General features: G+C 65.5%; 20 protein-coding genes. 9 read left to right on the forward strand and 11 right to left on the reverse strand.

The window, feature by feature from the left end:
* The 8 genes from FVW27_RS06050 to FVW27_RS06085 all read right to left on the reverse strand — a co-directional run.
* A partial coding sequence (locus FVW27_RS06050; protein WP_167123597.1) for a single-stranded DNA-binding protein occupies positions 1-409 on the reverse strand: 409 nt, incomplete at its 3' end.
* A 328-nt stretch (positions 410-737) separates the two neighbouring features.
* Complete coding sequence (locus FVW27_RS06055) at positions 738-1,112, reverse strand: hypothetical protein (RefSeq protein WP_012611962.1); 375 nt, start codon at positions 1,110-1,112, stop codon at positions 738-740.
* Between the two features lie 3 nt (positions 1,113-1,115).
* On the reverse strand, positions 1,116-1,766 hold the full coding sequence (locus FVW27_RS06060) for a biotin/lipoyl attachment domain-containing protein (protein WP_167123599.1): 651 nt from the start codon (positions 1,764-1,766) through the stop codon (positions 1,116-1,118).
* 30 nt (positions 1,767-1,796) lie between these two features.
* Positions 1,797-4,061, reverse strand: a complete 2,265-nt coding sequence (locus FVW27_RS06065) for an acetyl-CoA carboxylase carboxyl transferase subunit alpha/beta (protein ID WP_167123601.1) — start codon at positions 4,059-4,061, stop codon at positions 1,797-1,799.
* A 243-nt stretch (positions 4,062-4,304) separates the two neighbouring features.
* Positions 4,305-5,723 (reverse strand): biotin carboxylase N-terminal domain-containing protein, encoded by a 1,419-nt coding sequence (locus FVW27_RS06070; protein WP_007522629.1) that lies wholly within the window; start codon positions 5,721-5,723, stop codon positions 4,305-4,307.
* 108 nt (positions 5,724-5,831) lie between these two features.
* Positions 5,832-6,386 (reverse strand): PilZ domain-containing protein, encoded by a 555-nt coding sequence (locus FVW27_RS06075; RefSeq protein ID WP_167123603.1) that lies wholly within the window; start codon positions 6,384-6,386, stop codon positions 5,832-5,834.
* Between the two features lie 62 nt (positions 6,387-6,448).
* Positions 6,449-7,183, reverse strand: a complete 735-nt coding sequence (locus tag FVW27_RS06080) for an OmpA/MotB family protein (RefSeq protein WP_167123605.1) — start codon at positions 7,181-7,183, stop codon at positions 6,449-6,451.
* A complete protein-coding gene (locus tag FVW27_RS06085; RefSeq protein ID WP_167123607.1) occupies positions 7,173-7,928 on the reverse strand; it encodes a motility protein A in 756 nt (251 codons plus the stop codon). Before FVW27_RS06085 ends, FVW27_RS06080 begins: the two co-directional genes overlap by 11 nt.
* A 136-nt stretch (positions 7,929-8,064) precedes the next feature.
* Between FVW27_RS06085 and FVW27_RS06090 the strand changes: the two genes are divergently transcribed.
* Positions 8,065-8,928, forward strand: a complete 864-nt coding sequence (locus tag FVW27_RS06090) for a purine-nucleoside phosphorylase (RefSeq protein ID WP_167123609.1) — start codon at positions 8,065-8,067, stop codon at positions 8,926-8,928.
* Between the two features lie 756 nt (positions 8,929-9,684).
* Positions 9,685-11,523 carry a translational GTPase TypA gene (gene typA, locus FVW27_RS06095; RefSeq protein ID WP_167123611.1) on the forward strand — a complete coding sequence of 613 codons (1,839 nt, stop codon included), beginning with the start codon at positions 9,685-9,687 and terminating at the stop codon, positions 11,521-11,523.
* 200 nt (positions 11,524-11,723) lie between these two features.
* On the opposite strand, the gene FVW27_RS06100 is transcribed toward typA, so the two are convergent.
* Both FVW27_RS06100 and FVW27_RS06105 read right to left on the reverse strand, forming a co-directional pair.
* Positions 11,724-13,094: a sigma-54-dependent transcriptional regulator gene (locus FVW27_RS06100; RefSeq protein WP_167123613.1), complete on the reverse strand. Its 1,371-nt coding sequence runs from the start codon at positions 13,092-13,094 to the stop codon at positions 11,724-11,726.
* Between the two features lie 10 nt (positions 13,095-13,104).
* Positions 13,105-14,931, reverse strand: coding sequence for an ATP-binding protein (locus FVW27_RS06105; RefSeq protein WP_167123615.1), 1,827 nt, complete (start codon positions 14,929-14,931; stop codon positions 13,105-13,107).
* 485 nt (positions 14,932-15,416) lie between these two features.
* Between FVW27_RS06105 and FVW27_RS06110 the strand changes: the two genes are divergently transcribed.
* The 6 genes from FVW27_RS06110 (at position 15,417) to FVW27_RS06135 (ending at position 19,447) form a co-directional block, all read left to right on the forward strand.
* Positions 15,417-15,515: an SHOCT domain-containing protein gene (locus tag FVW27_RS06110; RefSeq protein ID WP_167123617.1), complete on the forward strand. Its 99-nt coding sequence runs from the start codon at positions 15,417-15,419 to the stop codon at positions 15,513-15,515.
* A 32-nt stretch (positions 15,516-15,547) separates the two neighbouring features.
* The gene (locus FVW27_RS06115; RefSeq protein ID WP_167123619.1) at positions 15,548-15,754 is read left to right on the forward strand and encodes a hypothetical protein; all 207 of its coding nucleotides are present in this window, start codon (positions 15,548-15,550) and stop codon (positions 15,752-15,754) included.
* A gap of 225 nt (positions 15,755-15,979) precedes the next feature.
* Positions 15,980-16,342 carry a periplasmic heavy metal sensor gene (locus FVW27_RS06120; RefSeq protein ID WP_167123630.1) on the forward strand — a complete coding sequence of 121 codons (363 nt, stop codon included), beginning with the start codon at positions 15,980-15,982 and terminating at the stop codon, positions 16,340-16,342.
* Between the two features lie 84 nt (positions 16,343-16,426).
* On the forward strand, positions 16,427-18,325 hold the full coding sequence (locus tag FVW27_RS06125; protein WP_167123621.1) for a heme lyase CcmF/NrfE family subunit: 1,899 nt from the start codon (positions 16,427-16,429) through the stop codon (positions 18,323-18,325).
* The gene (locus FVW27_RS06130) at positions 18,318-18,887 is read left to right on the forward strand and encodes a tetratricopeptide repeat protein (RefSeq protein ID WP_167123623.1); all 570 of its coding nucleotides are present in this window, start codon (positions 18,318-18,320) and stop codon (positions 18,885-18,887) included. Before FVW27_RS06125 ends, FVW27_RS06130 begins: the two co-directional genes overlap by 8 nt.
* Before the next feature lie 194 nt (positions 18,888-19,081).
* Positions 19,082-19,447: a hypothetical protein gene (locus FVW27_RS06135; RefSeq protein WP_167123625.1), complete on the forward strand. Its 366-nt coding sequence runs from the start codon at positions 19,082-19,084 to the stop codon at positions 19,445-19,447.
* 207 nt (positions 19,448-19,654) lie between these two features.
* On the opposite strand, the gene FVW27_RS06140 is transcribed toward FVW27_RS06135, so the two are convergent.
* On the reverse strand, positions 19,655-20,647 hold the full coding sequence (locus tag FVW27_RS06140) for a YheT family hydrolase (RefSeq protein WP_167123627.1): 993 nt from the start codon (positions 20,645-20,647) through the stop codon (positions 19,655-19,657).
* Between the two features lie 361 nt (positions 20,648-21,008).
* Between FVW27_RS06140 and FVW27_RS06145 the strand changes: the two genes are divergently transcribed.
* Positions 21,009-22,262, forward strand: a complete 1,254-nt coding sequence (locus FVW27_RS06145) for an aminoacetone oxidase family FAD-binding enzyme (protein ID WP_167123628.1) — start codon at positions 21,009-21,011, stop codon at positions 22,260-22,262.
* The last annotated feature ends 227 nt before the right edge of the window (positions 22,263-22,489 follow it).

A 22,489-nucleotide genomic window follows, 5' to 3' on the forward strand; every position in this document is an offset into this window, starting at 1 on the left:
CGCCGCCCTGACCACCGGTGGGCTGCTGATAGGACCGGCGGGGAGCGCCGCCGCCTTCGGCGGGCTGGGCGCCCGCGCCTTCGCCGCGCCGGTCGAGGAACTGGACGCGCTGGGCCTTGATTTCGGTGGAGTAGCGGTCCTGGCCGCTCTGATCCTGCCACTTGCGGGTTTGCAGGCTGCCTTCGACAAAGACAAGACTGCCCTTGCCAAGGTAGTTGGCGCAGTTTTCCGCCGCGCGCTGAAAGACCACCACGGTGTGCCACTCCACGCGGTCGACCTTGTTGCCGTCGCGGTCGGTGTACGATTCGTCGGTGGCGATGCGCAGGTTGGCGATGGGGGTACCGTTCTGGGCGTAGCGCAGTTCGGGGTCGCGGCCGAGACGTCCTATGATCATGACCTTGTTGAGCATGCGTATTTCCTTGCGATGGTCTGCTTTGTATGCGTGGGGGCGGGACGGCGTGCGCCATCCCCATGAGGTGATACCGTGGGATGCATTTTGTCGCAACCGTGCGGCGCGGCGAAGGCGGGCCTTGGTCATCCCCTGCCCTGCTCGAGCGGGGCCGCACACAGCCCGGAATGCTGGCAACACACCCCGCCTTACTCCCCTACCCCCAACCAAAAAGTTTGTGGGAGGGGAAGGGGGTCGGGGGGAAGGGGAGGACACTTTTCAAAGTGTCCTCCCCTTCCCCCCGTTATCTTTCCTGCCTTTCCCTCTTAAAAAGGAATCGGCTTCATCTCTACTTCGCCTTCACCAGCGCCTTTTCGGCCTGATCCAGGGCTTCTTCCAGCTCGTCGGTGATGCGGTTGGCGGTGCGGGCGTCCCATTCGGCAAGGGCGGCGTCCAGCTTGTCGCGCAGGGCCACGATGGCGGGCACGCGGTCGGCCAGGGCGTCGCGCACGGGGGCATCCCACCCGGCAAAGCGCAGCCCGTCGTCAAGGGCCTGCACCAGTTCCAGCACGCCGCGCCGGTCTGCGGGGCCAAGCACCTGCCCGGCCACGGGCCGGACGAAGGGTTCGGGCCAGACAAGGGCCACAAGCAGCGGCCAGGCCTTTTCCACGTCCTCGTCGCGGTAGGTGGAAGCCCACACGCGCACCTGCAACACCTTGCCCATGGCTTACTCCCGCTCTTCCCACTCGGTCTGCACGCGGGCCACCACGTCCTCGATGAGCGACAGCTGGTCCGGCGGGCACACGCCGATGAGGGGCTGGCCCGCATCCACGTTTTCGTTGTGCTGGAAGTACACGGCGTAGATGACGCCGCTGGGGCCGGAATAGGCCAGCGAGGCCTCGCGCTTCATGCGCGACATGATGAACAGGTCCATGCCTTCGTGCAGCGAAACGGAGCTTGCGCCGGAGGCCTTGACCTTCTTGTCCACGTCGGGCGCGAAGTAGTACTTGGCGCGTTCCGGCGCGACAAAGAGGTGCAGGGCCTTCTTCAGGATGATGGCCAGTACCTCGTCCTTGGACAGGAAGTGGCGCAGCCGCACGAGGGGGGTGCCCGCCTCGACGAAGGTGCCTTCCAGGTGGCGCAGCACTTCCTTGACCTCGCCCTTTTCCACGGCGTGGATGGGCTTCTGGTTGCGCTCGCGCTCGATGGTGGCGAGCAGCGTACCCTTCTTTTCCTTCCACGTGCCGGAAGGCCCGATGACCCGGGAGCCTTCGCGTACGTCGGCGAACGTGACCACGCCGGTATGCGGCGCGGCGACGACGATCTCCTCGTAGGGAGACGCCTTTATCTCATCCAGCAATTGCGTGATGTCGAACACTGTCTCACCTGTTCCTTGCCGTGGCGCGGGCTACCGGTAGTAGAGGTTGCGGCCGCCCATGGTCAGAAGGGCCTGCTTCAGGTTCATGCGCGCGTCGCGGCGGTCCCAGATGCCCTGGATGTGCCCGCGCGACAGGGCGCGATAGGCCCTGTGGTAGTCCGGCGGGATGTCCACGCCCGTGGTCTCCTTGATGACGCCCGGCCCGGCAAAGCCGATGTTGGCCGAACGGATGGAGAACTGGTAGGGCGAGCAGCCCAGGAAGCTGGCCAGCGGCCCGGCGTACGAGTTGGTGTCGTACAGCACGAGGTACAGGCCCCCGGCCTCGATGTAGCGGCGCACGGCCATGGTGCAGCGGGGCATCTGGATGACGCCGTTGGTGCCTTCCTGGATACGGATGCCAGCGGTGCCGTGCACGTAGGCCAGGAAGGGATAGCGCTTCTTCTTGGCGCGCTCGGCGGCCTGGACGAACTTTTCGCCCTCTGCCGCACCCACGGAGCCGCCCCGGAACGGGGCCACCAGCATGGCCACCACCAGCTTCACGTTGTCGATGCGCGCCTCGAAGGTGACGCAGCCGCTCTTGAGGCCGGTCTGCTTCTTGGCCTGCTCCAGCTTGACGTCAAAGCCTTCGAAGCCGAGGGGGTTGCCCGCCTCGATTTCCGCGTTGAACTCGAAGATGGACCCTTCATCGAACACGTTGTGCAGGTACCACTGGTATTCCATGGGAAAGTGGTGTCCGCAGTAGGTGCACACCCCGGCGAATTCGCCGAACAGGTCGGGCGCCCACAGGTCGAGGCAGCCGTGGCTGTCCGCGTTGGGGCAGGTGATGGCGCGGTCTTCCTTGGCGCGGGGGCTGACGTAGCTCCAATTGCCGTTGCGCTGGCCTTCCTCGTCCCAGTCGGACAGGGTGGTCAGTTCGCGTTCGGTCTGTTCGCTGCTCTGGCACGCGCCGCCGGGCAGCGCGCAGGTGATCTTGCGCCACGGGGCGGCCACCTTTTCCATCAGCACCTGAGCTTCGGCCTCCACCTCTTCCACGAGGTAGGCGATCTTCTGCTGGTGCTTACGCAGCAGGTCGTACTTGAAGTAGGAGTAGATGTCCCACCAGGCGTCCCAGCCCATGTTGGACAGCTTGCGCAGCACGGGGCGCCTGTCGCGCGCGGCGTTGCGGGCCAGGCGGTTGAACTTGCGATGGCGGCGGGACACCAGCCGGTCCTTGGCGGACGACGACAGGCTCCAGCGCACATACATGTTGTCGAGGTCCATGGTTTCGGCCTTGCCGCGACGGCGGCGCAGCACCATGGCCCGGAACGGGGCAAAGCCCTTCACGCCCAGGATCACCTCGTCCGTGGCGCGGATGATCTCCTGCCGCAGGCCCCGGAAGAAGTCGTAGTGGTACGGGCGCGCGCCGAGCGGCGGTTCCGTGACCACATGGTCGATGTAGCCCATGCGCAGGTTGTCTTCTGCCGTGATGCGCAGCTGCTGGGCGCACTTTTCGATCAGCTCGGGCGCGGCGCGCTGCCCGTGGCGCAGGCGGCCTTCGATGGCTGCCGCCCCTTCGGGCGAGATGACCGAATAGTACCCGTGCGAAAGCATCAGACGGCGATCGGAAAGACCGATGGCCTCTGCCCCGCCGGAGCCGCCTTCCGAGAACACGGCAATGACCGGCACGCGCAGGCCCGCCATTTCGTACAGGTTGCGGGCAATCTGCTGGGCCGCGCCGGGGTAGTCCTCCACCGGGTAGGAGCCTGGCGTGAAGACGTAGGTGTGGATGGGGATGCCTTCGGTTTCGGCGACCTTCATGTACTGAAGGGCCTTGGCGTTGCCCCACGGCTTCACCGAACCGCCGTTGCGGAATTCCTCTCCGTGCCCCTTTTCCTGCCCGATGACCAGAACCGGCTGGTTGATGGTCTTCTTGCCGCTGCGCCGGGTGATGTAGGCGCGGGCGATGAGCATGGAAGGATCGATGGAGTGTTCGTCCTTGCCGCCGATTTCGGTGTAATTGTCGTAGACGTTTTCCAGGATGTCGCGCAGGCAGATGCGCTGCGGGTGCCGCACGATGCGCACCTTGTCCATGGGCGTCAGTTCGGCTTCCAGCTTGCGCTCCACGAAGTCGAACAGGTCTTCAAGGGTGGTCAGCGCGGCGTTTTCGTCGCTGATGGAGCCCTCGGACAGGCGCAGGTTGAATTCCTGCAGCTTGGACTCGAGGAGCGCGATGTTCTCGTTGTGCTTTCCGCCGAACACGTCGCGGATGTATCCCAGACGTTCGGCGAGGTGCTGCGTTCTCTTTTCGGTATCCATATGTCGCTTCCCCGCAGTTCCGGCGGGTTCGGGTAGCATGCTTGGCGGTGGACATCCGTGCGCCGGTGCCGTGGCGGACGAAGGCTGCCGCGTGTCCGCCGGTGTGGGTGGCGGACGGCGATGGCCGGGGCCGGGCATCCGGCGAACTGGCCGTGCAGAACTTGCCTTGGGGCTGCTTCCAAAGCAGGACTCTCGTTCGTCGGCCATGTGCCAACGGACGAAAGGACAATTCGGAAACTGCCCCTAGAACTTCAGGATGCGCCCGGTGTTGTCCCGCAGGAACCGGACGTTGGAACGCAGCGGCTCGCCCGCGTTGTTGGCGCCTTCCAGCACCAGCGTGTCGAGGAATTCGACGCCGCGTTCCCGGGCTTCCGCAAGGTCCTTGCCCCAGATGATGGCCAGCGCCAGGTTGGGGTCGAACTCGGTGGGGATGTCGTAGGGGTCGTCGCTGGGCACGTGGGTATGCATGGCCAGCCAGGGGCGCTCGGGCCAGCCGAAGCCGTCCACGCGGCCCACCCACGGGGTGAAGCGGTTGTCCGGGTCTTCGGCGATGAGGCGGTATTCGATGCCCACGCCTTCGAAGGTGATGTCCTCCTGCCCGTAGCCCAGCGGCTCGCCAAGGCCGATGCGGATCTGCTCGGCGATGATATCCACGCCCTTCTGCCCGCGCACGCGGGCGATGGTGGCGGACACACCGTTCTCCACCTGAATGCGGGTGTTCACTTCCATCAGGAAGGGGCGGCCGTCGCGGGTGACGATCCATTCCCAGGTGCCCACGTTGTCGTAGCCCACCTTGCGCGCCATGGCCAGCGAGTGCTGGGTTATGTCGCGCAGCACCTGGGCCGCGTCGAAACCGTATTCGATGGACGAAGGATCGAAACCGGGGGCAATCTCTATGCGCTTCTGAAGGCCCGTGGACTGGATGGAGCAGTTGCGGGTGCCGAAATGCACGGGGTTGCGCCCGCTGCGGTCGGACACCACCTGCACTTCCAGATGGTTGAAGTCGCGGATGCGCTGCTCGATGAGCACGCCCTCGTCCTTGAACTGACGCAGGGCGTAGTTGCGGATGCGCCGGTACACGGAGCGGAAGAGGTCGATGTCGTACACCTCTTCGATGCCCATGCCGCCACCGCCCGCCGAAGCCTTGACCAGCACCAGCGGCTTGCGGATGCCCTGCTGTTCCTGGAATTCGAACAGGCTCTGGGCCACCTTTTCCGCCTCCATCTCGTCGTAGATGGGCCGGTCGGAACCGGGCACGGTGGGCACGCCCAGACTGCGCGCGAGGCGCTTGGTATTGATCTTGTCGCCCAGTTCGCGGATTACCCGCCACGAAGGGCCGATGAAGATAAGCTTGCGATCGCGCTGGGAAACGCGGCGGGCAAAGCGGTAGTCTTCGGCGAAAAAGCCGTAACCCGGATGCACGGCGGTGGCGCCCGCATCGTCGGCAACGGCCATGAGTTCGTTGGCATCATGATAGGAGGAGACGCGGTAGAGGCTCTTGTCGCCCCCCAGTTCGCGGGCAATGCGCACATGGCCCGACGCGGCGTCCTCCGCCGTGTACACGCACGTGAAAGCCAGACCCAGCTTGCGGCAGGCCTGAACGATGCGAATGGCGATTTCCCCTCTGTTCGCCACCAGCACCTTATGGTCTTTCGTCTGCACCAATGTCCCTCGATATGGTTGTTACATTTTCATAGGCCGCACGATGCCACCGCGACACCGGACCATCGCCAGCCGCAGCACGGGCACCCTCATGCCCGCGCACGGCCGTCAGACGTCCAGTTCCGTCCCGGCGGCGCTGTCCACCGAGAATCTGGTGGAACAGCCCGCGCCAGTGGAGGCGCCTCCGGAAGCATTCCCGGAAGCACCCTCTGGCGCATTGGGGACAGACCCGCCATCGCGGAGCTGCCCTGCGGCCTGCGCATCACGTTTTTCGGATTCCGCCTTGCGCTGGGCGATCATCCGCTTCTGAACCTCAAGCACCAGCTTGTCCAAGCGCGATTCCTGCCAGAAATCCGGCGAGGCGAATTCGCACCCGACCAGGCTGCCCTCGCCCAGCCGCACCACCTTGGCGGGCAGCGCGGTGATGTAGGGCTTGCCCTGGATCAGCAGATCGACCCGAAGGTTCTCCCCTTCCGCAAAGGCGTGGCCGGAGACATGCATGGCAATGCCCACCGCGCTCACGTTTTCCACGGGGAATGTGCCGTCCTTCCCCGCCACGCTTGCTTCGAGACCAGGTACCGACGTGCGGTAGGCCCGGCGTTCGCCCTCGACGTCCGAGGGCAGCGTGAAATCGAAATCGTCAAATTCGTCGTGCGTCGTCATCGCCATCCCCGACACCCCCCGGTTGTGTGCATGCCCCCCTCGCGCCACGTGGTCGTCTGGCGTCACTTGGTCACCCGGCGTTCCAGCATGAATTCCACGCGCCTGTTGCGCGCCCGGTTTTCTTCCGTGGTGTTCGGGAAGAGGGGGTCTAACTCACCAAGCCCGGTGGCTGTCAACCGCTTGGAGTCGATGCCCGCTTTCAGGAAATAGCGTAATACGCTCACCGCGCGCAACGAAGAAAGTTCCCAATTATCCCGGAATCTTGACGTTGCACTAGGTTGCGAGTCATCCGTAAACCCCCGGATATTTATGGACTGGTCCTTCTTGCGCACGAACAGGTCGGCCAGCGGTTTCAGGTAGCGCTCGGCCTGTGGGCTGAGGTCCGTTTCACCAGGAGCGAACATGACTTCCGCGGGAATACGCAGGGTTATGATGCCCTCGTCGAACACCGCGCCGATGACGCCCTCCACCCCGTTCTTGGTGAAATAGGTGCGCATTTCCGAATAGGTGTTGCGCTGGGCTTCGATGATCTGGCGCTGCAGGCGCACCGATTCCAGCAGCGCGCCCGTATCCTCGCTGCGCACGGCAGAGGTGGAAAGTTCCTTGTCCTTGCCGCCGAATACCGTGCGAACCGAATCGAAGGTCTCGGTTATCTTGGTCTTGTCGATGGTGGACAGGGCAAAAAGCAGGATGAAGAAACACAGCAGCAGCATGGAAACGTCGGCAAGGGTGGCCAGCCATTCCTGGGGTGGCTCGTCGGCTTCGGCTTCCATGTCCAGATCGTCGTCATCTGCCATCCTTGCGCTCCTTGGGGGGCAGGAACGAGGAAAGCTTCTCGTACACCAGCCTGGGGTTGTTGTTCTCAAGGATGCATTTCGCGCCCTCGAAGATGACCAGCAGGTGCAGTTCCTCCTGCATGCTGCGCGCCTTCAGCTTGCCCGCGATGGGCAGAAACAGCAGGTTGGACAGCAGCGCCCCGTAGAAGGTGGTGATGATGGCCACGGCCATGGCCGGACCGATGGACGAGGGATCGTTGAGCGTGGCCAGCATCTGCACGAGGCCGATGAGCGTGCCGATCATGCCGTAGGCCGGGGAATACCCCGCCAGCCGGTTGAACACGCCGATGGACACGTTGTGCCGCCGCTTCATGGAGGCGATCTCGATGGCCACCGTGCCCCGGATCAGGCCGGGGTCGGCGTTGTCGGCGATGAGCTGACAGGCTTTCTTGATCAGGGCGTTTTCGGTCTGCACGTTCTCGAGCGCGATGAGCCCTTCGCGGCGGCTGATCTCGGCGATGCGGACCATGGTGTTCACCACGTCCTGCGCCTGCACCCGCTTGCTGCCGAAGGCCTTGCAACCGCCCCGCACCGCCTGCATCACTTCTTCCAGCGGAAAGGTGACCAGGATGGATGCGGAAGTGCCCCCGAAGACGATCATCACACTGGCGATGTCGAAGAATTTCCCCGGCTCGGGCCCCATCAGGATGGCGCCAATGACCAGGCCGAAGCCTGTGAGCACACCGAAAAAAGTTGCTATATCCATAGGTTCGGCCTAACATCCTGCCTGTTCGCTGTGCTGCGCCGCCAAGTTCCCCCTATGGGCGCAGGCAGTGCGGACCGGAATGACCGGTCTGGTGGCCCCCCACCGTTCGCGCACAATCAATAATGTCGGTGATCTTATGCAAAACCCGAAAAATGTCCAGAATGCGGCATCCGTTATCACTTCCGCGCTGTCCGGCCTGTCTGGCCTGTCGGTGATGTCCGGCAAGACCGGACACGCCCCCCGCCCCCGCGTGGGCGTGGTGTGCGGCACCGGCCTGGGCGGCCTGGCCGACGCCCTGACCGACGCCTGCCCCCTGCCCTATTCGCAGGTGCCGGGCTTTCCGCAGTCCACGGTGGCCTCGCACGAAGGGCGGTTTCTGTTCGGGCGCATCGGCACGGTGGACGTGGTGCTGCAACAGGGACGCTGCCACCTGTACGAAGGCTACGCACCGGAAGACGTGTGCATGGGCGTGCGGGTTATGGCGGCGCTGGGCGTGGAGGTGCTGGTCATCACCAACGCGGCGGGCGCGCTGAACCCGCGCTGGGACGCGGGCGACCTGATGCTGATCACCGACCACATCAATTTCACCGGGCGCAGCCCCCTGACCGGCCCCAACCACGACGCCTGGGGACCGCGCTTTCCCGACATGAGCGCCCCCTACGACGCGGCGCTGGGCCGCATCGCCATGGATGAGGCGGCGCGCCTTGGCGTTCGGCTGGAGCGCGGCGTGTACGTGGGGGTGCCCGGCCCGCAGATGGAAACCCCGGCGGAAACCCGCATGTACCGACAACTGGGCGCCGACGCCGTGGGCATGTCCACGGTGCTGGAAGTGATCGCTGCGCGGCACATGGGGTTGCGGGTGCTGGGCATTTCGTGCCTGACCAACAAGAACCTGCCCGACTGCATGAAGGAAGCCCCGCTGGAAGAGGTCATCCGCGTGGCGGGCGAGGCCGGGGCCAAGTTGGCCCGGCTGGTGGCGGCGGTGGTGGAGAGGGTGTAGGCTTGGGATTACTGCTGGCGGTGGCGCAAGAGTTTCGCCTTTTATGACGGGATATACTGATACATGGTTTGGGCCGCCTCCGGCGTGGGCAGGGGGCTCTTGAGCGAGAGCCCCCTGCACCCCCGCGCTCCAGGGGCTCCGCCCCTTGGAACCCCGGTTGTCATGCGCCGCATTCTTACGCCGGGCAGCTTCCCTGCGGCGCAGGCGCCTCCGGGCGATCTGCCCGGCTGAATGCGTATGCGCGCAAGGCTCCCGTAGCCTTGGCAAAGCTCTAGGGCGTGCCTTTACCGTCGGTCTGTTCGCGGCGCGTTCGCCATGACCTGAGATGGTAACAACAGTCCACAGGCTGGCATGCCCTCGCACTCTGGAATGACCGGCACCCTCCGCCCGGAGCCGTTACGACGCCACATCCACTGCACATGGCGATATCGCCTTGCAATGACAGGTATACCGCGTGTCCCTGTGCATTGTGCCATTCCCCGCCATCACCCGACCCCGCCCCGGCTTTCCTTTATCATTCCAATCCGCCGACACACGCTTGCCACTCGACCCGCGTAGGTGTATGCATGCCGTCCGCGACACGCCGTATCCGGGTTTTGCCCCTCGCCGGGTCACCGCACAGACACCGTGTTGTCGCCCCGCCCCGCCTCCCCGCCGCATGCGGGAACGCGTCTTCCCCCACAAGCCACCAGCCGCGCCGGGCCAGAGGCCCTGCCCCGCCCGTGGCCGAAGCCCATCCCGCCAGGAGAATCTCCCTTGAGCACCGCAGTGCACAACGACAGGTTGCGCAACGTCGCCATCATCGCCCACGTTGACCACGGCAAGACCACCCTCGTGGACGCCCTGTTTCGCCAGAGCGGCGTGTTTCGCGCCGACCAGCAGATGGACGACCGCGTCATGGACCGCATGGACCTGGAACGCGAGCGCGGCATCACCATTGCCGCCAAGAACTGCGCCGTGTCGTGGCAGGGCGTGAAGATCAACATCATCGACACCCCCGGCCACGCCGACTTCGGCGGCGAGGTGGAGCGCGCCCTGTCCATGGCCAGCGGCGCCATCCTGCTGGTGGACGCATCCGAAGGCCCCCTGCCCCAGACCCGCTTCGTGCTGCGCAAGACGCTGGAAGCCGGCCTGAAGGTGGTCGTGGTGGTCAACAAGATCGACCGCAAGGACGCCCGCCCGCAGGAAGTGCTGAACGAAATCTACGACCTGTTCATCGACCTGGACGCCAACGAACAGCAGCTGGAATTTCCCGTGCTGTACGCCATTGGCCGCGAAGGCGTGGCCATGCACGGCCTTGAGGACGAGCAGGTGGACCTTTCGCCGTTGTTCGAGACCATCGTCAAGGAAATGCCCGGCCCGATGTACGACCCGGCGGAGCCCTTCCAGATGCTGGTGGCCGACCTTGCCTACTCCGACTACCTGGGCCGCATGGCCGTGGGCCGCGTGTTCCACGGGTCGGTCAAGGCCAAGGACAGCCTGGTCTGCATTGACGAGGACGGCAAGGAAAACCCCCTGCGCGTCACCCGCCTGCAGGTCTACGAGGGGCTGCAACTGCGCGATGCCGACGAGGCCGACCCCGGCGACATCGTGGTGGTGGCGGGCATCGAGGACGTGAAGATCGGCGACACCATCTGCACCCGCGAAGCCCCGCGCGCCCTGCCCCGCATTCGCGTGGACGAACCCACCGTGGCCATGCGCTTCACCATCAATACCTCTCCGCTGGCCGGGCGCGAAGGCAAGCTGGTGCAGTCCAGCAAGATCCGCGAACGCCTGCTGCGCGAAGCGCTGTCCAACGTGGCCATTCGCGTGGAAGATTCCGAGGAGCGCGACAGCTTCATCGTGAAGGGCCGCGGCGAATTCCAGATGGCCATCCTTATCGAGACCATGCGCCGCGAAGGCTTCGAACTGTGCGTGGGCCGACCGGAAGTCATCATGCGCGAGCAGAACGGCGAGCGCCTGGAACCCATCGAGCACCTGTACGTGGACTGCGACGAAACGTTCATGGGCGTGGTTACCGAAAAGCTGTCCATCCGCAAGGGCCGCATGACCAACTGCGCCAACAACGGCACGGGCCGCGTGCGACTGGAATTTTCCGTTCCTTCGCGCGGGCTTATCGGCTACCGCGACGAATTCCTTACCGACACCAAGGGCACCGGTATCATGAACTCGTACCTGGAAGGGTACGAGCCGTATCGCGGCGACTTCCCCACCCGGTTCACCGGTTCGCTGGTGTCCGACCGTTCGGGCAATGCCGTGGCGTACGCCCTGTTCAACCTGGAGCCGCGCGGCGAAATGTTCTGCGTGCCCGGCGACCCGGTGTACGAAGGGCTGATCTGCGGTGAACACAACCGCGAAAACGACATCGACGTGAACCCCACCAAGGAAAAGAAGCTCACCAACATGCGCGCCTCGGGCAAGGACGAGAACGTCATCCTTACCCCCGTGCGGCCCATGACCCTGGAGCGCGCCCTGCACTTCGTGCGCGAGGACGAAATGGTGGAGGTGACCCCCCTGTCCATCCGCCTGCGCAAGACCATCCTGGCCGCCCAGAAGCGTTACCAGATGGAAGCGGCGAAGAAGAAGAGCAAGTAGCCGAAGGGCCAGCAGCCGAAAGGCGCATGGACCGGGGGACGTTGGCGCACGGCGCACAGCCGGGCACGCGCCGCATCGAAACGCACGGCGGCCGGAATCCGAAAGGGTTCCGGCCGCCTTTTCGTTGCGGATGGCAGCGCGCTGGGGGGCAGGCGCGCGGGACAAGCCGATGGCCGGTTTGCATGCCCCGCCCCACGGCATCACGGCTCGCCGTCGGCGTAGCGGTTCAGCTTGGCGTGCAGGGTCTTGCGGGTTATGCCCAGCCGCCGGGCGGCCTCGCTCTTGTTGCCCTCCGAGGCGTCCATGGCGTCCAGTATGGCGGCCCGCTCTATTTCCTCCAGCGTCATGCCATTGAACCGGGGCACCGCGCACGGCATGTCTTCATCCCCGTCCGCGATGTTCTGCGGCAGTTCCCGTTCGCTGACGTATTCCCCCACCAGCAGCACCACGGCGCGCTCCACGGCATTTTCCAGTTCGCGCACGTTGCCCGGCCAGCCGTGCTTGAGCAGCCTGTCCATGGCCTGCGGGGTGAAGCCCTTCACCGGCTTGCCGTTCTTTTCGGTAAACCTGCGCAGAAAGTGCCCCGCAAGCAGGGGGATGTCCTCCACCCGTTCGCGCAGGGGCGGAACGTGCAGGGTGACCACGTTGAGCCGGTAGTACAGGTCCTGCCGAAAGCGCCCCGCCTCCACCTCTGCCCACAGGTCACGGTTGGTGGCGGCGATGATGCGCACGTCCACCCGAAGCGTCTGGTCGCTGCCCACGCGCTGTATCTCGCGCTCCTGGATGGCGCGCAGCAGCTTGGCCTGCATGGCCAGCGACGTCTCGCCGATCTCGTCGAGGAAGATGGTGCCCTTGTCCGCAGACTGAAAACGCCCCTCGCGCCGCCGCTCCGCCCCGGTGAACGCGCCCTTCTCGTGCCCGAAGAGTTCCGATTCCAGCAATGCTTCCGACAGGGCCGCGCAGTTCACCGTCACGTAGGGCCCATGCAGGCGCTGGCTGTTGGCATGGATGGCCCGGGCGATGAGTTCCTTGCCGGTGCCCGATTCGCCCGTGACCAGCACTGTGGCTTCCGAGGGCGCGATGGAGGCCAGCATGTCCATCAGCTGGTGCATGGGCGGACTTTGCCCGATGATGCCCGCCGGATCGAACGAGGCGGCCAGGGTGGTCTTGAGCGCGGCGTTCTCGTCGCGCAGGGCGGCATGGTCCAGCGCACGCGCCAGCGTCAGGCGCAGTTCCTCGAAGTCCAGCGGCTTGGTCAGGTAGTCGTAGGCCCCGGACTTGATGGCCTCCACGGCGGACTCCACGTTGGAATATGCCGTCATGATCAGGATGGGGATGGCCGGATTGTAGGCCCGGATTTCCCGCAGTGCGCCGATGCCGGACATGCCCCCCATGCGCAGGTCCATCAGGATGAGGTCGAACGGGGTTTCCCTGCACAGGGTGACGGCGGTTTCGCCGTCTTCGGCGCATTCGGTGCGGTAGCCCCAGTCGGCCAGCAGGGTCTGCAACATCTCGCGGTGCGTGGCGTCGTCGTCCACCACCAGCAGCCGCGTACCGGGTGTTCTGGTCATGCCGCCATCCTCATGCGGGCCGCCGCAGCGGCAGCGATATGGTCACGGTGGTCCCCTTGCCCGGCTGGCTCTCCACCTTGATGGCGCCGCCGTGCCCTTCCACCACCCCGTGCACGATGGCCAGCCCCAGCCCCGTGCCGGAGGGTTTGGTGGTGAAATAGGGGTTGAATATCTCCTTCAGCACGTCTGGCGACATGCCCCGTCCGGTGTCGGCCACCTGCACGTCCAGCCATGCGCGGGGGCCTGTGTCCGGGTTGCCGTCCGGCCTTTTCTCCGGTCCTCGCTCTGACCGGACGGCGGCGCGCACCTCCACGCTGCCGCCCGGCGCCGTGGCCTCCACCGCGTTCAGCAGCAGGTTCAGCAGGGCCTGGGTGAACCGTTCCGCGTCCAGGAAGGCCGGGGGCAGAGCTGGCTCCGGCACGCGGCGCAGTTCCACGCCCCGCGTTGCCGCATCGGTCGCGGCCAGACGCACGGACCGCTCGATGACCGTGTCCACGTGCACCTCGCGCAGATCCGGCACGCCGGGGCGGGCGAACTCCAGCAGTTCCGAGACCACGCGGTTCAGCCGGTCCACCTCCTGCACGATGAGCCGGGCCGCGTCCCTGCCCTTGCCTTCGTCCTGAAGGCGCCCCGCGAGATAGGTGGCGAAGCCCTTGATGGAACTGAGGGGGTTGCGGATCTCGTGGGCCACGCCCGCCGCCAGATTGCCCAGCGCGGACAGGCGTTCGTTGCGCCGTACCTGGTCCTGCAGGCGTTTCACTTCCTCCAGGTTGCGCAGGATGAACAGGTGCCCCAGAAACCGCCCCTCCTCGTTGACGATGCGCGAGGCGCCGAGGCTGGCGGGAATCGTCCTTCCGTCTTCCGCCACCAATGCGCACTCCCGTTCGATGACGGGCCTTCCCCCGTCAAGGTCGGCGCAGGCCGCCTGCCAATCCACGCCCCACCTGCCGCCCAGGGGGGTACCCTCCAGCAGTTCCTGCTCCTGTCCCAGCATGGCCGCCACCGAGGCGTTGGCCATGGTGATGACGCCCTCGCCGTCGGTGGCCAGCAACCCCACGGGCAGATGGGTGACCACCTCCGACGCGAAGGCGCGCGTGTCCTGGAGCAGGCGCCGCGACAGCCGGTAGTTCTGGGCCCAGAACAGCGAGATGAACCCGCCGAACCCCAGTGTTCCCACCAGCAGCGCCACGATGACGGTATTGCGGAAGTCTTCGGCCAACGCCTCTTCGAATGGAGCCACGGCAAGTCCCACATAAATGTCGTGGCGTTCCGCCGCGCCCGCCGCCCCCCATGGGCGAAGCGGCGAGGCGGCGGAGCCGTCGTCGCCGCATCCGGCACCCGGGGCATGCCCGGCATCGTGGAACAGCGGCAGCGAGGGTGCGAAAACCTTGTACACCTCGAAGACCTTGCCCTGGGGGGTGGTGATGGCCCGCCATTGCCGCTCGGCCAACACGTTCGGCATGCCGCCGTCGTCAGCCTCGTGCAACGGGCGACCGATCCTGGACCTGTCGCTGTGGGCCTGAACGACGCCGTCCGCATCGGTCACCGCCATGTACGCGATGCCCGGCTGCTTGGCGGTTTCCTCCAGCAGCGCCTGCAAGTGCCCGCCGCCGCTTCCCTTCCCCATCCATATCCGCGTGCCCGCCTCCAGCGCCCAGACCAGGGCCTCCGCCCGGTCCATGAGGTTCTGCGACATGTGCCGCTTTTCCCGCTGGGTATTGCGCACCGCAAGAACGGCCACGGCCAGGGCCAATATGACGGCCATGCCCACCACCAGCCACGGGGAAAGCCGGAACGCCGCGCTTTTCCGGCCGGGTATGTCATGGTGCAATGTCATCCGGTCCTCCCGTCAGGCAGATATGTAACCTTTTTACCCACACCGTCCAGCCACCTGTAACCCGATTCCCCACCCCGGCACGGCCTCCGTGTTGCGCCCGCCCGCACTGCACAATAAAACATGAGCAATTACACAATATTATACAGATGCACCGCGTATGGCACGGCTCGTGCTTTACGAGACACATCGTCCGGTCAAACGCCCAGCTTCAAAGGAGTCCCGAATGGCAGGCGCGCATCCATGACAAACCTCACCGGACCATGTCTTGGACTTGTGCTCGGGATTTCTCGAGTACAAACACACACAACTGCAAAGGTCAATCCAAAACAGAAGATGTAAATATGAACAGCTTCGGATGCGAATCATATCTTACCAAAGGTTTTCAACATGACATGCATGGATATTTTGCATATGCATTCATCGCATTATTGATATTGTTCATATTCATGTTACTTCTTCATAAAAACAAAAGAAGATCGAAATACGTGTCAGACAGTTCCGATTCCCTGAAGATACTCAAGGACCGCCTGGCACGCGGAGAGATCACGCTTGCAGAGTACGACACACTGAAGAACGTGCTTTGATATCTCCCCGAAACACAAACAAGGAGAACGACATGATCGAGTTCACCAAAAAGATCGCCGCGGTCTTCGCCATCACCGCCGTCATGGGCAGTGTGCTGATTCTCGGCGATCTCGGCACCGCCAGCGCCTTCAACACCATGCACGGGCGCTCCGATGTGATGCTGTCCATGGGCGGCACCGTGGGTACGGGCGCCGGGTACCACGGCGGCCATGGCGGCCATGGCGGGTGCAACTGGTAACGGCGGCAACGCAGGCGACGGGCCTTGCCCGGGGATTTCCCCCTTTCCCGCGCGCCATCCGCACGGTGCGGAAGGAACCACGCGCGAAACCACCCACTCCAGGGCCTGGCACCCTTTCCGCCACAACAACCACCTTCTTCACGAGGAACGACATGAACAACGCAGCCAACGTCTGATGACCCTTGCGGCCGCCATGGCCACCGTACTTGCCCTGTCCGCCACGGGATTCGCCCAGGGCCACATGATGGGCGCCCACATGTACTACTCCTTTCCGCCGAACAGCAGGCCGCCGCGCAGAAGATCCACGCCGACCACTACGCCGCGCTGGCCCCGTTGCAGCAACAACTGTACGCCAAACAGGCCGAACTGGACGCCCAGCTCTACGCGCAGGGCGGCGATGATAGGAAAATCCAGTCGCTGGCCAAGGAGGTGGGCGAAATCAACGCCAAGCTGTACGCGGCGCAGATCGACCTGCGCCGCGCGCTGACCAAGGCCGGCATCCCGGCCACGGGCATGGGCGGCATGGGGTGCGGCATGATGAGCAGCGGCATGATGCATGGCGGCATGGGGCCGCACCACCCCATGTAGCCACGCGGCACGGCCAGATAAACGGCGGGGCGCAGAGCGTCCCGCCTTCAGCATGTCCGGTCTTTTCCGGATATCGGAGGATGGATGTATCTTTTGGCCAACGGGGCGCTGTCCATCGCCCTGCTTCTCGTCATTCTGGCGGCAGGATTCGCCTGCCTGGAAGCCTGGAACGGCCGCGACAGGGGCCTGCCCTGGCTGGAACGGGCCAACCTGGGCTCCGCGTCCCTGGTGATCATTGCCTCCGCCATATTGCTGCGGGCGCTGATGCTGCATGATTTCTCGCTGGCCTATGTCGCCCAGTACACCGACACCACCCTACCCCTGTTCTACACCGTTACCGCATTCTGGGCCGGGCAGGCGGGATCGTTGCTGTTCTGGGCGCTCTGCATGGCAGCGGCCGGGCTGCTGTTCATGTTTTCCCGTGGTTACCAGGACCTCGCCCCCCGCACGCGCTCCCACTTCTGGCTGTTCTTTCTGGCGTTGCAGGCATTTTTCCTGCTGCTGCTCACGGGGCCGAGCAACCCGTTCGTGACGGTGGACTCCCCTCCGCCGGACGGGCAGGGGCTGAACCCGCTGCTGCGCAGCATCGGCATGATCCTGCACCCGCCACTGCTGTTCGCGGGGTACGCGGGCTTCGCCATTCCCGCCTGCCTGGCGCTGGCGTCCGTCATGTCCGAAGAGCGCAAGCGCTGGGTGGACATCGCGCACAACTGGAACATCACCTCGTGGGCGCTGCTGACCTCCGGCATCCTGCTGGGCGGCTGGTGGGCGTACATGGAACTGGGCTGGGGCGGCTACTGGGCCTGGGACCCGGTGGAAAACGCTTCGCTGATTCCGTGGTTCTCGGCCACGGCCCTGCTGCACACCATGCTGGTGGAGCGGCGGCTGGGCGACATGCGCCGCACCAATGTCTTCCTGGCCTGCCTCAATCTGCTGTTGTGCCTCTTCGCCACCTATCTGGTGCGCAGCGGCGTGGTGGAATCGCTGCACGCCTTCGGCAGTGGCGGCGTGGGCGGACCGCTGCTGCTGGCCATGATTTCCGGCGCCGTCATCAGCCTGGGCGTGCTGGCCGTGGGTCCGCAGGCGCGTACGGGCAGCGAGGATACTCACCCCGCCAGCAGGCGGGGCGCCGTGATGATGCTGGTCTGGCTGCTCTCGGCCCTGGGGGCCGTGGTGCTGCTGGGCACCATCTGGCCGGTGATCAGCCAACTTTGGGAAGCCAACCCCGTCGGTGTAAACCAGGGCTTCTATAACACCATCTGCCTGCCCCTGTTCACGGCCATGACCATGCTGCTGGCCGTGGCGCCGTGGCTGGGCTGGACCGGCGGCGTGCGCCAACCCGGAGCCCTGGTGGCCGTTGCGTGCACGTGGTGCGTCATCCTGATCGCTGGCTGGTGGTCCGGCGTCGACCCGCTGCTGTCGGTGGCGGGCGTGGCCTCTGCCGCCGCCGTGACCGTCTCGTGCATCCTGCTGGCCCTGCAGCGAAAGGGCCTTGCCCGCTCCCGGTGGTTTCTGGGCAGCCACGGCTCGCACCTGGCCTTTGCGGTCATCGTTCTTGGCGTGGCCGTGTCCGGCCCCTTCCAAAAGAGTTACGAAACCCCGCTCTCGCCGGGAGAAAAATTCTCCTTTGGCGGCTACGACTTCGTCTACGTGGAAAAACGCCAGCGCGAAACGCCGGAAATGGCCATCGACGAGGCGGTCATATCGGTGAGCAAGGACGGCAAACCCTTGGGACAGCTTACCCCGCAGAGCCGCATATATCGCAACTACAACCATCCCAGCAGCGAGGTTTCCATCCTGTTCAGCCTGGGCGAGGAACTGTACGCCACCATCCACGACCTTGACGGTGACCGGGTTACCCCGCTGAAGGTGAACATCAACCCCATGATCAACTGGGTGTGGATAGGCAGCCTGGCCGTCTGCCTGCTGCCGTTCTTCGTCCTGCGCCGCCGGGGCGCGCCGCAGGAGGATTCCAATGGGTAAGCCCTCGAGGGACGCGGCGCGGACGACGCCGCGCAAGTTCGTGCTGCTGGTGATGGCCGCATCCGTGGCCGCGATTTTCCTGACAGCCTTTCTGCGGGACCCCGCCGCGACGCGCGGGCAGAATGGAAGCCAGGCCCGACAGACTGGTCCCGATCCGTCCCAGGTCGCCACGCTGATGAAAAAGGTACAGGAAAACCCCGGGGACAGGGAAGCCATCATGGAATTGAGCGAACTGTTCAGCCGGGCCAAGGACTGGCCCAACGCCACCATATTCTGGGGCAAGGCCATTGCGCTCGATACGGGCGACACCAGCGCCTATTTCCACCGGGGGCATGCACTGCTTGAGCTACAACGGTACGACGAAGCTCTGGCCGACTACGGCACCATCATCACGCTGAAGCCCGACGCCTACGTGGCGCACTATTACATCGGCATGATCCAGAAGTACGAAAAGAACGCCCCCGATGTGGCGAGCGAACACTTCATGAAGGCCCTTTCGCTGAACCCCAAGGACAAGGGGCTGGTGGCGGAACTCAACAAGGAACTCGCCAGCCTGAAATAACCATGCGCCCAGCGGGGCGGGGGCCACGTGGACCCCGCCCCGCCCGGCCGCTTCGAGCCATACTGGCGGCCCCCCCGCTGTTGGCCGGGCTGTCCAAAAACTGACACGACTCCATAAAAAAATCATGAATTCATTACGATATACACATGGCACGCTTCCTGCTGTTCCGACGGCAAGCCCAAGGAGGCACACTCATGAAAGAACCCATCATGCGCCAGGCCGCTGAAAAACTGACCACCGAAGACCAGGACATGCTGCGCCGCCTTGGCGAGGCCACCCGCACCGACGGCACCAAGCCCGCGCTGGACATGGACCTGCGCGCCGACCTGTGCGCCGAGATGGCAGAAATGGCAGAAGCGGTGCGCAGCCTGCTTACCCTGCTGAACCGCCACGGCTTTCTGGATACCCTGCCCGACCGGGCCCACCCCGCCTACCAGTCGGTGATGCGGCGCATCGGGGCATCCGCCTTGCGCGGCCAGAGCCTGCTGGCCCGCTCCGAGGCGCTGGACAAGGACACCCTGCTGGCGGTCATGCCCGAGCACAACAAGCGGCTCAATTAACGGTCAACGGCGGTTCACGGGCGGTTCACGGGCGGACTGACGGGTTGTCCCGAAGGACACCCAGCCTCGGCCCATCCCGTCGATGTTTCCGCTTTTGCCCGGAACGCAACGACGACGGAACGATGCCCCGGCATCGTCCCGTCGTCGCGTCGTGTCTAAAGAAGGGGAAAAGACGGGAGCACGTCCTTCGGTTAGGACGGCTTTCCCTCAGTGTCCGGCCTGTTCCGCGCCCAGCGCCCCCAGAAAGTCCGCCGCCCGCGCCTCTGACCAATAGCGGTTGCCGCCGTTCAGGGTCACGAAGCCAACGTGCCCCCCGTCGCGCGGCATTTCCAGGTGCAGCGCCGGGTTGCGCGCCGCCTCCGTCTCGGGGAAGCAGCTTTGCGACAGGAAAGGGTCGTCGCAGGCGTTGACCAGCAGGGTGGGCACCCGGATGCCATGCAGCACCGGCAGACAGCCGCTGCGCGTCCAGTAGTCCATGGCCGAGGCAAAGCCGTGCAGCGGCGCGGTGAACCGCTCGTCGAACTCTGCAAAGGTACGCATGGCGTCCAGCCCGGCCAGGTCGAAACGCCCGGGGAACAGGGCCGCCTTTTCGCGCATCTTCACCCGCAGAGAACGCAGGAAGTATTCCATGTAGATGCGGTTGGCGGGCCGGTCCAGCACGGCCGCCGCGCCCACCAGGTCGCACGGCACGGAAAAGGCCGCCGCGCCCACCACCTCTGGCGGCACGCGGTCGGGATTTTCGCCCAGATACTTCAGGGTCTGGTTGCCCCCCATGCTGAAGCCCACCAGCGCGATGCGCCGGTAGCCCCGTGCCAGACAGAACTGCACGGTGGCGTGCAGGTCGTCCGTCTCTCCGCTGTGGTACATGTGCGGCTGGCGGTTGGTTTCACCGCCGCAGCCCCGAAAATTGCGGGCCACCACGTCCCAGCCGGTGGCGGCCAGCGCGCCGGCCATGCCCTGCACGTAGCGCCGGCGCGAATTGCCTTCCAGCCCGTGCGATATGACGGCCACGCCCCGGAACGGGGCAAAGGGATCGGCCGGGGTCAGGTCCAGGTCGATGAAGTCGTCGGGCAGGTGCAGCCGTTCGCGGCGCTGTTCCACCTCCGGGCGGGGGCGGAACAGCACGGGAAAGATGGTCTGCGCGTGCCCGTTGCGCAGGAAGAACGGCGCGCGATAGCTGGAGGCGAAGGAGACGGGCATGGGCGGCGATCCTTGGGGCTTTTTTCAGGGAGAGCTTTCGGGGGCTTTCGCAGGGGGAGTATTTTCGGGGAGGGTGGGGAACTGCCTGCTGGCGGTCGCAATGGCGGCATACGCCTGAACGCGGAGCGCGACCATACGGTACCCGGCCACGGCTGTCGATGGGCGGTTGCGCACCCGGCGGGCCTGACGGATCGGGCGTGGCGGACGGGCCGGGGCAGGCTGGGGGGCAACAGGGTACACGCATCGCCCCGGCACGCGGGGTGACAAGCGGCGCGGCCTCGGGTAGGAGTGCCGCCACGGGCGCATTCCGCACCTTTCCCCAACCTTCTGGCGACGCCGGGCGCATCCCGGCAACCACGACGTGACCCGCACCGACACCGACGTGCTGATTCTGGGGGCCGGAGCCTCCGGCCTGTTCTGCGCCATGACCGCCGCCGCGCGGGGCCGCCGCGTGACGCTGGTGGACCACGCCCGCGCCACAGGGCGCAAGGTGCGCATTGCCGGGGGCGGCAAGTGCAACTTCACCAACCTGGAGATGCACGCCCGGCACTACGTGGGCGACAACCCCCACTTTCCAAAGTCCGCCCTGGCCCGGTTCACCCCGTGGGACATGGTCAGCCTGGTTTCCGAGCAGGCCATCGCCTGGGAAGAACGCGAACACGGGCAACTGTTCTGCCTGCGCTCCGCCGACGACGTGGCCGACCTGCTGGAACAACGCTGCCGCGCATCGGGCTGCCGCTTTCTGCTGGGCCAGCGCGTGGAAGGGGTGGAACACGACGGCGAGGCCTTCGTGGTGACCATTGCCCCGGCGCAGGCCGCTGCCGCCGAAGGTGACGTCACCACGCAAGGGGGTGCGCCAAAAGGAGCAACCGACGCACCCGCCAAGGTCACCCGGCTGCGTGCCGTATCGCTGGTGGTAGCCACGGGCAGCGCGGCCTGGCCGCAGATCGGGGCCACCGACATGGGCCACCGCATCGCCCGGCAATTCGGGCACAAGGTGGCGCCGTCGCGCCCGGTGCTGGTGCCGCTGGCCATGGCCCCGCAGTGGCCGTTGCACGGCCTTGCGGGCATTGCCCTGCCCGCCCGCGTGACCACGGCAGGGACGGCGTTCACCCTGCCCCTGCTGTTCACCCACCGGGGCATCAGCGGCCCGGCGGCCTTGCAGACATCCTGCTACTGGCAGCCCGGCCAGCCGGTGGAGATCGATTTTCTGCCCGGTGAAAACCTGGACGCATTGCTGCGCGCCCCGGAACACGGCAAACTGCTGGTGCGCACCCTGCTGGGCCGTCTGCTGCCCGACCGGCTGGCGGAACGGCTGGTGGAACCCGATCTGGCCGGGCGCAAGATCGCCGAACTGTCCAGGGCCGCCCGCGCCGCCCTGCACCAGGCCGTGCACGCCCACACCGCCGTGCCCACGGGCACCGAGGGCATGCGCAAGGCGGAAGCCGCGGCGGGCGGCGTGCGCGTTGACCAGATTTCCTCGCGCAGCATGGAAAGCACGCTGTGCCCCGGCCTGTTCTTTACCGGAGAGGTGCTGGACGTCACCGGACAGCTTGGCGGCTACAACCTGCATTGGGCGTGGGCCAGCGGCAAGGCTGCGGGCGAGGTGGCGTAGGGGCTGATTCCCAATCGGCCCTTGAACGTTCCTTTCTGCCCTGCCCGTTCCATGGCGTTTGTACGAATTTTCCCCTGTGCCCTTGCCTGCGGGGCATCCGCGTCCTAACATCACGGAATGACACGTGCGCGGCCCGATGATGAAGACCGGACGTGGCCCGCGCCCCACTCCACAGGCCCTTCCGGCGGCCACCACCCGCGCCGCCCCGCCCGGCGCAGCGCGCTCCC

Source organism: Nitratidesulfovibrio liaohensis (assembly GCF_011682075.1).
GTDB lineage: Bacteria > Desulfobacterota > Desulfovibrionia > Desulfovibrionales > Desulfovibrionaceae > Cupidesulfovibrio > Cupidesulfovibrio liaohensis.

Coding starts and splice junctions, on each gene's coding strand:
- FVW27_RS06055 (WP_012611962.1), bottom strand. CDS start 1,112: ATGGGCAAGGTGTTGCAGGTGCGCGTGTGGGCTTCCACCTACCGCGAC.
- FVW27_RS06065 (WP_167123601.1), bottom strand. CDS start 4,061: ATGGATACCGAAAAGAGAACGCAGCACCTCGCCGAACGTCTGGGATAC.
- FVW27_RS06075 (WP_167123603.1), bottom strand. CDS start 6,386: ATGACGACGCACGACGAATTTGACGATTTCGATTTCACGCTGCCCTCG.
- FVW27_RS06080 (WP_167123605.1), bottom strand. CDS start 7,183: ATGGCAGATGACGACGATCTGGACATGGAAGCCGAAGCCGACGAGCCA.
- FVW27_RS06085 (WP_167123607.1), bottom strand. CDS start 7,928: ATGGATATAGCAACTTTTTTCGGTGTGCTCACAGGCTTCGGCCTGGTC.
- FVW27_RS06090 (WP_167123609.1), top strand. CDS start 8,065: ATGCAAAACCCGAAAAATGTCCAGAATGCGGCATCCGTTATCACTTCC.
- FVW27_RS06100 (WP_167123613.1), bottom strand. CDS start 13,094: ATGACCAGAACACCCGGTACGCGGCTGCTGGTGGTGGACGACGACGCC.
- FVW27_RS06105 (WP_167123615.1), bottom strand. CDS start 14,931: ATGACATTGCACCATGACATACCCGGCCGGAAAAGCGCGGCGTTCCGG.
- FVW27_RS06115 (WP_167123619.1), top strand. CDS start 15,548: ATGATCGAGTTCACCAAAAAGATCGCCGCGGTCTTCGCCATCACCGCC.
- FVW27_RS06125 (WP_167123621.1), top strand. CDS start 16,427: ATGTATCTTTTGGCCAACGGGGCGCTGTCCATCGCCCTGCTTCTCGTC.
- FVW27_RS06130 (WP_167123623.1), top strand. CDS start 18,318: ATGGGTAAGCCCTCGAGGGACGCGGCGCGGACGACGCCGCGCAAGTTC.
- FVW27_RS06135 (WP_167123625.1), top strand. CDS start 19,082: ATGAAAGAACCCATCATGCGCCAGGCCGCTGAAAAACTGACCACCGAA.
- FVW27_RS06140 (WP_167123627.1), bottom strand. CDS start 20,647: ATGCCCGTCTCCTTCGCCTCCAGCTATCGCGCGCCGTTCTTCCTGCGC.